At 75.1% G+C, this 11,744-nt stretch carries 10 protein-coding genes; 5 read left to right on the top strand and 5 right to left on the bottom strand.

The window, feature by feature from the left end:
* Window positions 1-2 precede the first annotated feature (2 nt).
* The gene (locus ABZW10_RS03485; RefSeq protein WP_355359217.1) at window positions 3-959 is read left to right on the top strand and encodes a tellurite resistance/C4-dicarboxylate transporter family protein; all 957 of its coding nucleotides are present in this window, start codon (window positions 3-5) and stop codon (window positions 957-959) included.
* 34 nt (window positions 960-993) lie between these two features.
* On the opposite strand, the gene ABZW10_RS03480 is transcribed toward ABZW10_RS03485, so the two are convergent.
* From ABZW10_RS03480 to ABZW10_RS03470, 3 genes are all read right to left on the bottom strand, one after another.
* Complete coding sequence (locus tag ABZW10_RS03480) at window positions 994-2,634, bottom strand: MFS transporter (RefSeq protein ID WP_355359214.1); 1,641 nt, start codon at window positions 2,632-2,634, stop codon at window positions 994-996.
* A 175-nt stretch (window positions 2,635-2,809) separates the two neighbouring features.
* Window positions 2,810-3,646 (bottom strand): ABC transporter permease, encoded by an 837-nt coding sequence (locus tag ABZW10_RS03475; protein ID WP_355359211.1) that lies wholly within the window; start codon window positions 3,644-3,646, stop codon window positions 2,810-2,812.
* Window positions 3,643-4,572, bottom strand: coding sequence for an ATP-binding cassette domain-containing protein (locus ABZW10_RS03470; protein ID WP_355359208.1), 930 nt, complete (start codon window positions 4,570-4,572; stop codon window positions 3,643-3,645). Before ABZW10_RS03470 ends, ABZW10_RS03475 begins: the two co-directional genes overlap by 4 nt.
* 134 nt (window positions 4,573-4,706) lie before the next feature.
* Between ABZW10_RS03470 and ABZW10_RS03465 the strand changes: the two genes are divergently transcribed.
* Both ABZW10_RS03465 and ABZW10_RS03460 read left to right on the top strand, forming a co-directional pair.
* Window positions 4,707-5,975: a sensor histidine kinase gene (locus ABZW10_RS03465; RefSeq protein ID WP_355359205.1), complete on the top strand. Its 1,269-nt coding sequence runs from the start codon at window positions 4,707-4,709 to the stop codon at window positions 5,973-5,975.
* The gene (locus tag ABZW10_RS03460) at window positions 5,972-6,637 is read left to right on the top strand and encodes a response regulator transcription factor (RefSeq protein WP_355359202.1); all 666 of its coding nucleotides are present in this window, start codon (window positions 5,972-5,974) and stop codon (window positions 6,635-6,637) included. The genes ABZW10_RS03465 and ABZW10_RS03460 overlap by 4 nt, the downstream gene beginning before the upstream one ends.
* Window positions 6,638-6,867: 230 nt before the next feature.
* Here the strand turns inward: ABZW10_RS03460 and ABZW10_RS03455 are convergent, their stop codons facing one another.
* Together ABZW10_RS03455 and ABZW10_RS03450 are read right to left on the bottom strand one after the other, a co-directional pair.
* The gene (locus ABZW10_RS03455; RefSeq protein WP_355359199.1) at window positions 6,868-8,055 is read right to left on the bottom strand and encodes a serine hydrolase; all 1,188 of its coding nucleotides are present in this window, start codon (window positions 8,053-8,055) and stop codon (window positions 6,868-6,870) included.
* Window positions 8,056-8,180: 125 nt separating this feature from the next.
* Window positions 8,181-8,813 carry a TetR/AcrR family transcriptional regulator gene (locus ABZW10_RS03450; protein ID WP_355359196.1) on the bottom strand — a complete coding sequence of 211 codons (633 nt, stop codon included), beginning with the start codon at window positions 8,811-8,813 and terminating at the stop codon, window positions 8,181-8,183.
* A gap of 111 nt (window positions 8,814-8,924) precedes the next feature.
* Here ABZW10_RS03450 and ABZW10_RS03445 point away from each other — a divergent pair, with 111 nt between their 5' ends.
* Together ABZW10_RS03445 and ABZW10_RS03440 are read left to right on the top strand one after the other, a co-directional pair.
* Window positions 8,925-10,481, top strand: coding sequence for a long-chain fatty acid--CoA ligase (locus ABZW10_RS03445; protein ID WP_355359193.1), 1,557 nt, complete (start codon window positions 8,925-8,927; stop codon window positions 10,479-10,481).
* Between the two features lie 48 nt (window positions 10,482-10,529).
* Window positions 10,530-11,699: an acyl-CoA dehydrogenase family protein gene (locus tag ABZW10_RS03440; protein WP_355359190.1), complete on the top strand. Its 1,170-nt coding sequence runs from the start codon at window positions 10,530-10,532 to the stop codon at window positions 11,697-11,699.
* Window positions 11,700-11,744: the final 45 nt, after the last annotated feature.

The following is an 11,744-nucleotide window of genomic DNA, read 5'->3' as shown; positions in this document are numbered from 1 at the left end:
CCATGAACGTACGGAGCCGCCCGCGGTGGGACGCGGTGCCCCCGGCGACCGGCGCGGCCGTGATGGCGACCGGCATCATCTCGGTCGGCCTGCACCTCACCGGCTTCGACGCCCTGTCGGCCGCCGGCCTCTGGATCGCCGGGCTGCTCTGGCTGCTGCTGGCCGCGGCCTTCCTCGCCCTGCTGGTCGGCGACCGGCGCGACTGGACGGCGCGGGCGCGGACCCCGCCCGCGCTCACCGCGGTGGCCGCCACCACGGTGCTCGGGGTGCGCCTCGACCAACTGGGCCGGACGGTCGCGGCGGAGGCGCTGCTCGCGGTCGCGGCCCTCGTCTGGCCGGTGCTGCTGGCCTCCGTGCTGCGCCACCTCGGCCGGAGGCTGCCGGGCGCGGCCTTCCTGATCTGCGTCGCCACCCAGGGCCTGGCCGTGCTCGCCGCCACCCTCGCCCCGCACACCGCCGACTGGCTCGCCCGGGCGGCGCTGCCGGTGTTCGTGCTGGGCCTGGTGCTGTACGGGGACGCGCTGCGCCGCTTCGACCTGCGCCAGGTGACGGCGGGGGCCGGCGACCAGTGGGTGTCCGCCGGGGCGCTGGCGATCTCCGCGCTGGCCGCGTCCAAGCTGCTCGCCTGCGGCGTGTGGAGCGGCGGGGCGCACACCGCGCTGCGGGTGGTGACGCTGGTGCTGCTCGGCCTCGCGCTGGCCGGGTACGCGGTGCTGGCCGTCGCCGAGGTGCTGCGGCCTCGGCCGCGCTACGACCTGCGCCGCTGGTCGACGGTCTTCCCGCTGGGCATGACGGCGGTGGCCTCGCTGTCGACGGCCACCGCCGCCCGCGTGCACTGGCTCGACCCGCTCGGCCGGGCGCTGCTCTGGGTGGCGGCGGCGGTCTGGGCGGTCGTCACCGTCGGCGCGCTGCGCCGGCTGCGGCTGCCGCGGCGCGGGCCGGGCGCGGCGGGCGGGTGACGTCCGACGGGCGGGCGCGGACGGCGGCGCGGTCTCAGTGCCCCGCCGCCGGCGGCAGCGGCCCCGCCGAGACGTCGAAGGCGTGCGTGACCTCCGGCGCGGTCCCGGGGCGCAGCAGGGCCCGGGCCTGCTCCTCGTCCCGGCGGTCGGTGGCGGTGAGCCGGCCGCCGTGCTGGGCCAGGTGCTCGGCCCAGGAGGAGACCAGGTAGGTCTCGACGAACCGCTCGGGTTCGCCGCCGTCCTGGTAGAGGCCCCAGCTGAGGGCGCCGGTGCGGCGGCGCGAGGCGGCGACCCGGCGCATCCGCGCGGTGAACGCGGCCCGGTGCTCCGGCTCCACCCGGTACGCGACGGTGACCAGCACCGGTCCGTCCGCGGCGCCCGGTTCGACCACCAGCGGCGGACGCGGCCAGTGGCCGGACGGCGTCGGGTCGACCCGGTCGCCGTCGTACAGCGGCAGCCGGCGGGCGCCGAGCGCCCCGAGCAGCAGCACCGCGCCGGCGGTCAGCAGCGCGGCGCCCGGGCCGTGACGCTCGGCCAGCACGCCCCACAGCGGGGCCGCCAGGGCCTGGCCGCCCTGGAAGACCAGCAGCTGGACGGCCAGGCCGCGGGCCCGCACCCAGCCGGGGAGCCGGGTCTGGACGGCCGCGTTGAGGGTGGACAGCACCCCGATCCAGGCCACGCCGGCGGGCAGCAGGGCGAGGCCGACGAGCCAGGGCAGCCGGACCGTCGCCAGCACGGCCAGCACCCCGGCGAGCGCGACGGTCCCCGCCACCAGGGTGCCGTTGGCCCCGAGCCGGCGGCGCATCGCCGGCAGCGCGAACGCCCCGCCCACCGCGCCGACGCCGACCGCGCCGAGCAGCAGTCCGTAGCCGCCGGGGCCGAGGCCCAGCGACCGGCGCGCGACCAGCGGCAGCAGCGCCCACAGCGCGCCCGCGCCGGGCACGAACAGCGCGGTGCGCAGCAGCACCCGCCGCACGCCCGGCGCGTGCCGGACGTAGCGGCGGCCCGCGTGCACGGCCGCGAGCAGTCCTTCGCCCCCGCCGGCCGGCCCGTCCTGCGGCGCGCCCCGGTGCCAGCGCAGCAGCACGACCAGGACGCCGAGGTAGGAGGCGGCGTTGAAGGCGAACACCCAGCCCGCGCCGGCCGCCGCGACCACCGCGCCGCCGATCGCCGGGCCGACCGCCCGCGCGAGGTTCATGTTGACGGCGCCGAGCGCCGCCGCCTGCCCGAGCTGCCGGCGCTCCACCAGCTCCGGTTGGACGGCCTGCCAGGCCGGGCCCATCACGGCGGTGCCGCAGCCGAGCAGGAAGGTGAGGCCGAGCAGCGGACCGGGGGTCAGCGCGCCGGCGAAGGCCAGCACCGCGAGGACGGCGGCGACGACGAGCATCACGAGCTGCGAGGCGACCAGCACCGAACGGCGGTCACGGCGGTCGGCCAGCACCCCGGAGGGCAGCGCCAGCAGGACCACCGGCAGACTCGCGGCCGTCTGCACCAGCGCCAGCAGCGCGGCGTCGTGGCCGACCAGCAGCCACTGGGCGCCGACGGTCTGCATCCAGCTTCCGACGTTGGAGACGAGTTGGGCGATCCACAGGGCGCGGAAGACCCGGCCGGCGAGCGGGGCCCACGCGGAGTCGTCCGCCGGGCGCCGGGCGGGGGTGGTGGTCTCTGTGCTCATACCGGTCCGTTGCGGGAGAGGGTCGGGGGCGCGGCCCGACCCGGCGGCCGTGGGGGTTGCGGCGGTCCGGCGTCGGCCGTACGGAGGCTAGGACGGGCCGCGCGCCCCGGTCCGCCCGCGGGCGCACGGCCGCTGCCCCGGGAGTGCACGGGTCCGCGCGGCCCGTCCGCCGGCCTCAGACGTCCCGGCGGTGCGCGGCGGCCGTCGCGACCAGGACCGCGCCCACCGCCCAGCCCGCGAAGGCGAGCCACGATCCGAGCACGGTGGCCTGGTACGGCGGCGGCAGGACATGCGTCGGGTCGGGCGTGGCCAGCCGCCGCCAGGCGATGAACGGCATGGCGTGCGCGACCACCGCCGACCAGCGGTGGTCCTCGTTGAACGAGGCGGGCAGCAGGAACAGCACCAGCACGGTGGTGACCACGCTCGCGGCGGCGTGCCGCACCAGCGTTCCCAGCCCGAAACCGATCAGCGCGCAGACCGGGGCGAGGGCGGCAGCCCCGGCAACAGCCTGCAGCACCCCGGGATCGGCGAGCGACACCCCGGCGTGCCGTCGGCCGAGCAGGGTCTGGGCGAGTCCGAAGGAGACACCCGAAGCGCACACGCCGAGGCCGAGCATGACCGCCGCCAGCACCCCGGCCTTGGCCAGCAGCACCGCCCGGCGGTCCGGGACGGCGGCGAAGGTGGTGCGGATCATCCCGGTCGTGTACTCGCCGACGATCACCGCGGCGCCGACGCCTCCCGCGAGCAGCATCAGGAGGTCGGCGGCCAGCCCGGTGAACGAGACGCTCACCGCCACGGCGACGGCTCCGGAGCCGGGCGGCGGGCCACCGGGCTCGGTGTGCGTGTAGGTGTAGTGCGCGGCGTTGAGGTTGACGGCGACCAGGACGAGCATGCCGAGGCCCAGCACCCAGGGCATCGAGCGCAGGGACCAGAACCTGATCCACTCGGCGGCGAGGAGGTCGCGCAGGCGCGGCCGGGGGTCGGTGGCGGCGCGGGTCGGGGCGGTGCTCATCGTGCTCCTCCGGCGGGGTGGTCGACGCGGTCGGCGGTGAGCGCCATGAACGCCTCCTCCAAGGAGACGGTGCGGGCGGTCAGTTCGATCAGCGGGATCCGGTGGTCGAGGGCGAGCACGCCGATCCGCGCGGCGTCCAGGCCGGTCACGGCGAGCGCGCCGGCCCCCTCCGCGCGCGACACCGTGCCGCCCGCCGCCCTCAGGACACCCGCCAGCACCTCGGGTTCGGCCGCGCGGACGGTCACCCCCGGCCGGGAGCCGGCCGGCCCCGTGCCACGGGCGGCGAACTCGGCCACACTCTCGGCGGCGATCAACCGACCGCGTCCGATGACCACCAACCGGTCCGCCGTGTGCTCCATCTCGCTCATCAGGTGACTGGAGACGAACACCGTCCGCCCCTCCGCCGCCAGATTCCGGAACAGACCGCGCACCCAGCGCACCCCCTCCGGGTCCAGTCCGTTCAGCGGCTCGTCGAACAGCAGCACCGGCGGATCGCCGAGCAGCGCCGCCGCGATCCCGAGCCGCTGCTTCATCCCGAGCGAGTACCCGCCGATCCGCCGCCCGGCCGCCCCGGCGAGCCCGACCGCCTCCAGCACCGCGTCCACCCGGGCGCACGGCACGGCGTTGCCCCGGGCCAGCGCCCGCAGATGGGCGCGGCCGCTGCGCCCGCCGTGCACGTCGCCCGCGTCCAGCAGCGCGCCGACGTGCCGCAGACCGCGCGGCCGCTCCCGGAACGGGCGGCCGCCGACGGTCGCGGTCCCGCCGGTGGGCTCGCTGAGGCCCAGGATCATCCGCAGCGCGGTGCTCTTTCCGGCACCGTTCGGCCCCAGGAACCCGGTGACCTGACCCGGGTGGACGGTGAAGGTGAGGTCGTCGACGGCGGTGGTGCGGCCGTAACGCTTCGTCAGTCGGTGCACTTCGATCATGCCGTCCACGGTGCGGCCGAACGGCCGGGCGGCACATCGGCCCCGGGCCGACACCCTCCCGGCCCCGCTGTCACCCCCGGTCGTACACCCGTGGTCCGATACCGCGCCGGACGCCGCCTCGTTACGATCACCGCATGTCCGCCACGCCCCCGCCACCGCCGCTCCTCCCACCCCGGCTCCGGCGGGTGCCGCCCGGCGCCTGGACGGCGCTCGCCTGGTGCGTCTCGCTGCTCTACCCCTCCCTGGTGCTCGGCTCCGGCCCCGGCCACCGGACGTCGGTACGCCGCGGACTCGCCCCGCCCGCCCCGCAGGACTGGGTGATGGCCGCCTTCACCACTCCTGTCGCGTTCCTCGCCGCCGCTCTGCTGCGCCGCCGGCCGCGCACGGCCGTCGCCCTGCTGCTCGCCGCCACCGTGGCGCAGACCAAGGCCTGGCGCTGGGAACTCGAACTGCCGCCGACCGCGCTGCTCGCGGTCGCCGCCGCCCTCTGCCTGGTCACGGCCGCCGAACCGCGCCGGACCTCGCGTGCCGCACTGGCCATGGTGCTGGGCGTGCTGACCTTCCATCTGATCCTCTCCCCCGCCCTCGGCGGCGGCCTGCTGCTCACCGGCACCCGGATCGGCGCCAATGACGCGGGCGTGCTGGTCGCCGTCATCGCCTGGCTGGTGGGCCGCTCGGTGCACCAGTCCCGGGAGCACGCCGAGGCGTTGAGCACCCGGGCGGCAGCCGAGGCGGTCACCGCCGAACGCCTGCGGATCGCCCGCGAGATGCACGACACCGTGGCCCACAGCATCGGCATCGTCGCCCTCCAAGCGGGCGCGGCCCGCCGGGTCATCGACACCCGGCCGGACCGGGCGCGCGAGGCCCTCGGCGAGATCGAGACCGCCGGCCGCGAGACCCTGGCGGGCCTGCGCCGGATGCTCGGCGCGCTGCGCCGGGCCGACGACGACGCCGAGCCCGTGACCGCCGCCCTGCGTCCACCGGGCCTGGCCGACCTCGACGCGCTGGCCGCCGCCACCACGGCGGCGGGCGTGCGGGTCGACGTCCGGTGGCAGGGCGAACGGCGGCCGCTGCCACCGGAGATCGACCTGGCGGCGTTCCGGATCGTCCAGGAGTCGGTGGCCAACGTGGTCCGCCACGCCGCCGCCCCGTCCTGCCGGGTCACCGTCGACCACCGGCGTCCGGCGGAACTCTCCATCGAGGTCACCGACCGCGGCCGTGGCCACGGCACCGACCCCGGCGCCGGCTACGGCCTGGCGGGCCTGCGCGAGCGGGTCGCCCTGCTGCACGGCGGGTTCGACGCCGCGCCGCGCCCCGGCGGCGGCTTCCGGGTCGCCGCCCGGCTGCCGGTCGTGGAGAACACCGTCACCGCAGGGACCGTCACCGAGGGGGCCGCACGATGACCTCCACCGTCCGCGTCGTCCTCGCCGACGACCAGCCGCTCGTCCGCGCCGCGCTGGAGATGGTCATCACCGAGGCGCCCGACCTGGAGGTGGTCGGCGAGGCCGCCACCGGCGCCGAGGCCGTCCGGCTCGCCGAGGAGCTGCGGCCCGACGTGGTGGTGATGGACCTGCGGATGCCCGTGCTCGACGGCATCGAGGCCACCCGCCGGGTGACGGCCGGACCGGACGCGGCCCGGGTCGTCGTGCTGACCACCTTCGACGAGGACGAGAACGTGCACGCGGCCCTGCGCGCCGGGGCCTCCGGCTTCCTCGTCAAGGACATGGCCCTGGACGACATCCTCGGCGCGATCCGCGTGGTCGCCGCCGGCGACGCCCTGATCGCCCCGAGCGTCACCCGCCGTCTGATCGCCGAGTTCGCCGCCCGCCCCGCCACCGCGCCCCCGGCCGACCGCCGTCTCACCGGCATCACCGACCGCGAACGCGAGATCCTCACCCTCGTCGGCCGGGGCCTGTCCAACACCGAGATCGCCGGCGAACTCGTCCTCAGCACCGCCACCGTCAAGACCTACATGACCCGCCTCCTCACCAAGCTCGCCGCCCGCGACCGCGTGCACCTGGTGATCCTCGCCTACGAATCCGGCCTGGTCGGCGCCCCCCGATGAGGGCCGGATCCCTCGGCCCGCCGGCCGAGAGGATCACGCCCACCGGCTGACCGGCCGCCGTCGGCCACCCGTTCCCCGTCGACCGGCGGGCCGAGCCCGGCCGGCGCGAGCCGAAGACCACCCTGGGCCCGGACCCACCTTGAAGGCCGCTCCGGGGACCGGCCGGCACCGCCACACCACCGCCGCCCGCCGCCTCGTGCCCCCGGCCCGGAGCCGCCCCGAAGCTCCTGCTAGCTGTTCAGATGGCTCCCGATCGCCAGGAAGGCCTGGACGAGGGGGACCTGGGGGACGGCCGGGGAGACGATCTGGGAGGCGTAGTGGACGACGACCAGGTCCAGCGCGGGGCAGATGAAGAGCCGCTGGCCGTGGATGCCACTCGCCATGAACGAGCCGTACGGGTCGTTGGGGATCCACCACAGGTCGTGGTACGAGAGGGTGGCCGGCGCGTCGGCGGGCGCGGCGGGGAAGCGGACGCTCCGGGGATAGCCGTCCGGGACGCCCGAGACGATGGTCGAGGCGACGGCCTCGGGGATGACCTGCCGGTCGCCGACGGCGCCGCCGCAGCGGATCATCTCGCCGAGCCTGGCCACGTCGCGCGCGGTGGCGCTGAACCCGCCGCAGGCCGCCTCGGTTCCCTCGGCGTCGACGATGTAGTAGGCGTCCTCCTCCGCGCCGATCCGGGTCCAGATCGTGTCGGACAGGTGCGCCGAGGTGGTGGTGCCGGTGACGCGGCGCAGGACTTCGGCGAGCGCCTCGACGTTGCCGTTCTCGTAGCGGAACTCGGCGCCGGGCGCACCGGTCGCCCGGGCCGTCGCGAGGTGCTCGCGGATACTGGCGGGACCGCTGTAGCCGTAGGGCCGCAACTGGGGTGCCAGGACGGCGAAGTAGCGCTGGGCCTCCAGTGCCTTGTCGTAGCGGCGGCCGGCGTAGCTCACCCGGGTGCCCATGTGCAGGAGGTGGTCGACGGTGGCCTCGCCGAAGGCGGTGCCCGCGAGTTCGGGGACGTACTTCACCACCTCGGTGCCGCGGTCGAGCCGCCCTTGGTGGATGAGGACGGCCGCGAGCAGACCGAGGTAGGACTTCGCGGCCGAGGCGTTGAAGTGCGGCACGTGGGGTTCGTAGCCGTGCAGGTACTGCTCGTGGACGATCCTGCCCCGGTGCAGGACGAGCAGGGCGTCGGTCTCGGCGTCGGCGAGCAGTTGCCCGAGTCCGAGCGTACGGCCTCCCGGTCCGGTGAAGGCGAGGCCGTCGAGGGCCCCGGGCGGTGCGGTGGGAAGGTCCCGGGGGCCGCCGCGGCCCCGCCAGACGGCGCGGCTCGGAACGGTCTCCCGCCCCGAGGTCGTGTGGCGGCGGGCCCAGGTCGGATCCGTGAATCCGCGGGCCCAGGCCAGGTCGGACAGGGGCGGCATGGCAGTCATGCGGTAGCTCCGCTCTCTCAGGCGTGCCTTCCAAGGGTCGTTACCGTACATCGTGTTCGGTAAATCGACCAGAGTCGCCCCGGGGCGCGGAGGCGGAGGCGGGCCCGCCGGTGCGCGGACGAGGCCTATGGCATCAGGTCCAGGGCCCCCGGGGCGTCCGAGGGGGCCAGTCCGGTGGCCCACACCCGCCCGTAGACGGACAGGTCGCGCAGGTGGGCGGTGATCTCGGCGGCGCTGTAGCCGGTGCCGCCCTCCACCCACCAGGACAGCAGGCCGACGAGTTCGCCGGTCCACGCCCGCGCGACGAGGTCGAGCGGGATCCGCGGCGTCGCCCCGAGCTGCGCGGCCCGGTCGCGGAACGCGGCCTCGGCGCGCTTGCGGATGAGCTCGGTGAACTCCCGCAGCGCCCGCCCGTCGCCCTCCCCCCGCAGGATCACCTGGTAGACCGGGCGCTCCTGCTCGGCGTGCTCGAAGATGTACTTCACCGGCAGCCCGGTGAACCCCTGGGCGTGCGCCTGCCGCACCGCCGGCAGGAGGCGCTCGCGATCCTCGGCGAGGTCGCGGACGATGCCGACGAGCAGGTCCTCCTTGTCGCGGCAGTGCGCGTAGAAGGTGGCGCGGCCGACGTCCGCCCGCTCGGTGATGTCCTCGACCGTGATCGCCTGGAACCCCTTCTCCAGGGTGAGTTCGACCAGGGCGCGGCGCAGCGCGGCGCGCGTGCGGCGGACGCGGCGGTCTCCTGCGGGCTTCGTGTCCACGTTGTCTTCCTTCTACTCCGGACCGTTGACCTGACCCTAACGCTGCCCTTAGGTTGCCGGACACCAAACTACTTTCCGAACAAAGAGTTCGGAATCCTTGTGGAGGTGCCCATGAATCTCGGGCGGTACGTACGCCGGACGGCCGGCCATCACCCGGACGCCGAGGCCGTGGTCTGCGGCTCGGTCCGGCTGACCTACGCGGAACTCGACGACCAGAGCGACCGTCTGGCGACCGCGCTGCGCGGGATGGGGCTGGACAAGGGCGACCGCGTCGCGACGCTCTCGGCCAACCGCGCCGAACTGGTCGTCACCGAGGTGGCGCTGTACAAGGCCGGACTGGCCCGCGCACCCGTCAACGCCCGCCTGGGCGACGGCGAGGTGGCGCACCTGCTCCGCGAGTCCGGGGCCCGCGTCCTGCTCGCCGACGCCGGCCATCTGGAATCGGCCCGCGCGGCGGTCCCCGGGACGAGCGTGGAGACGGTGCTCTGCTACGACGGCCCCGGGGAGCTGGGCCCGGGCTACGCGCGGACGCTGGCCGACACCGCCCCCGACGCGGTCGACGTCGAGTGCGACGAGGGGGACACCGCCGTCCTCCACTTCACCTCCGGCTCCACGGGCCGGCTCAAGGCCGCGGTCCAGACCTACGGCAACCGGCTGGCCCTGATGCGCAAGTCGGTGATGAACGCGGACACCCGGGTCGGCCCGGGAGAGCGCCAGATCCTCGCCGGCCCCGTGACCCACGCCTCCGGCATGCCCCTGATGGGCGTCTTCTTCGCCGGCGGCTGCGCGATCGTGCTGCCGCGCTGGGACGCCGAGGAGTTCCTCGCCACCGTCCAGCGGGAGCGCGCCACCCACGCCTTCGTCGTACCCACCATGGTCAACACCGTGCTCGCGCTCCCGAACGCCCGCGACTACGACCTCTCCAGCCTGCGCCGGCTGGTCTACGGCGCCGCGCCCATGTCCCCGGCCCGCATCCGCGCCGCCTGGGACCTGTTCGGGCCCGTGCTCTCCCAGGGGTACGGGTGCGGGGAGACCACCTCCGGCGTCCTGTTCCTCTCCACTGAGGACCACCGGCGGGCGATCGGCGGCGAGGACGAGGAACTGCTCCTGTCCTGCGGGCGCCCGGTCGCCGAGGCCGACGTCCGGATCGTCGACGACACCGGCGCCCAGGTGCCCGACGGCGCGATCGGCGAGATCACCGTCCGCGGCCCCGACGTCGTTCCCGGCTACCACAACGAGCCCGCGCTGACCGCCGAGTCCTTCCGCGACGGCTGGTTCCTCACCGGAGACCTCGCCCGCCGCCGCTCCGACGGCTACGTCTTCATCGTCGACCGCAGGAAGGACATGATCATCTCCGGTGGGTTCAACATCTACGCCGTCGAGGTGGAATCCGTCCTCCACCAGCACCCGGACGTCTACGAGGCCGCCGTCGTCGGCGTTCCCGACGAGCAGTGGGGCGAGGCCGTCAAGGCCGTGGTCGTCCTTCGGAACGGGGCCGAGCTCACCGAGGCGCAGCTCGCCGAGTTCTGCTCCGAGCGCCTCGCCCGCATGAAGAAGCCCCGCTCCGTCGACTTCGTCACCGCCCTGCCCCACAACCCCAACGGCAAGATCGACCGCCGCGCGATCCGCGAGCCGTACTGGGCGAACGCCGAGCGCCGCGTCCACTGACCCGCCTGCCGCAGCAGCAACAACACCACCAGGAACAGGAACCGCCCCGTGCCCTACACCCTCACCCCCTCCTACGACGACAACCCCCGCCTCCAGGACCTGGTCGTCCGGCTGCGCGGCTACCTCGCGGACGAGCTGATCCCCTACGAACGCGAGCACGGCATCACCCCCGAGAGCAAGCTCGACCGCGCCACCCTCGAACGCGTCTGGAAGCGCAGCACCGAACTCGGCTTCTACGGCATCAGCCTGCCGCCGGAACTCGGCGGACAGGGCCTGACCCTCACCGAACTGTGCGCCCTGAAGGAGGAGCTGACCGCCTCGGGGGCCGCCCTCTCGCATTCCGTCCTCGGCGACATGGGCGGGCCGCTGCGGGTGGGCGCCATCGTCAAGTACGCCACCGAGTGCCAGCTGGAGCGCTACCTCCTGCCGGTGATCCGCGGCGAACGCGCCTGCTGCTTCTCCCTCACCGAGCAGGACGCCGGCTCCGACGTCCGGCGCATGACCACCACCGCCACCCCCGACGGCGACGGCTACGTCCTCAACGGGCACAAGGTCTTCAGCTCCGCCGCGCCCTTTGCCGACTTCGCGATCGTCGTCGCCCGGATGGCCGGCACGGACGAGGCCTACAGCGTCTTCCTGGTCGACCTCGACACCCCCGGCTGCCGAGTCCTCGACGGCGAGGTCCCGATGTCCGGCCAGCAGATGGAGGGAGACCTGCTCCTGGAGGACTGCCGCGTCCCGGCGGCCAACCTGCTCGGCGCGATCGGCGAGGGCCTGCGCATCGGCATCGGCCGCGTCACCCTCAACCGGCTGCTGCACTGTCCCTCGCTGATCGGCGCCGCCCGGCGCGCCTGGGACCTCTCCGTGGCCCACTCCAAGGACCGGATCGCGTTCGGCCGGCCGCTGCTGGCGCTCCAGGCCATCCAGCACAAGCTCGCCGAGATGGCCACCGACATCTACGCGGCCCGCTCCATGGTCATGGCCACCGCCGGCCGCGCCGACAGCGGTGCGAACATCGCGGTGGAGGCCAACATGTGCAAGCTGTTCACCTCCGAGGCGTGCTTCCGCGTGGCGGACCAGGCCGTCCAGATCCACGGCAAGGCCGGTCTGACCCGAGGTCACGAGGTCGAGCAGATCTTCCGAACCCTGCGGATGTTCCGGATCGTCACCGGGACCACCGAGATCCACAAGAACGCCATCGTCAAGGCGCTCGTCTGACCGACGCCCTCACGGAGTGCGGGGCCGCCGACCACGCGCCCCGCA

This window comes from Kitasatospora sp. NPDC004723, assembly GCF_040609255.1.
Classification (GTDB): domain Bacteria; phylum Actinomycetota; class Actinomycetes; order Streptomycetales; family Streptomycetaceae; genus Kitasatospora.
The sequence above is the reverse complement of the archived record's forward strand: the minus strand, read 5'-3'. Positions and strand labels throughout refer to the sequence as shown.

Excerpts from the sequence above, each read along its gene's own strand:
- ABZW10_RS03455 (WP_355359199.1), bottom strand. The coding sequence starts at position 8,055 with ATGACTGCCATGCCGCCCCTGTCCGACCTGGCCTGGGCCCGCGGATTC.
- ABZW10_RS03480 (WP_355359214.1), bottom strand. The coding sequence starts at position 2,634 with ATGAGCACAGAGACCACCACCCCCGCCCGGCGCCCGGCGGACGACTCC.
- ABZW10_RS03475 (WP_355359211.1), bottom strand. The coding sequence starts at position 3,646 with ATGAGCACCGCCCCGACCCGCGCCGCCACCGACCCCCGGCCGCGCCTG.
- ABZW10_RS03445 (WP_355359193.1), top strand. The coding sequence starts at position 8,925 with ATGAATCTCGGGCGGTACGTACGCCGGACGGCCGGCCATCACCCGGAC.
- ABZW10_RS03465 (WP_355359205.1), top strand. The coding sequence starts at position 4,707 with ATGTCCGCCACGCCCCCGCCACCGCCGCTCCTCCCACCCCGGCTCCGG.
- ABZW10_RS03470 (WP_355359208.1), bottom strand. The coding sequence starts at position 4,572 with ATGATCGAAGTGCACCGACTGACGAAGCGTTACGGCCGCACCACCGCC.
- ABZW10_RS03460 (WP_355359202.1), top strand. The coding sequence starts at position 5,972 with ATGACCTCCACCGTCCGCGTCGTCCTCGCCGACGACCAGCCGCTCGTC.
- ABZW10_RS03485 (WP_355359217.1), top strand. The coding sequence starts at position 3 with ATGAACGTACGGAGCCGCCCGCGGTGGGACGCGGTGCCCCCGGCGACC.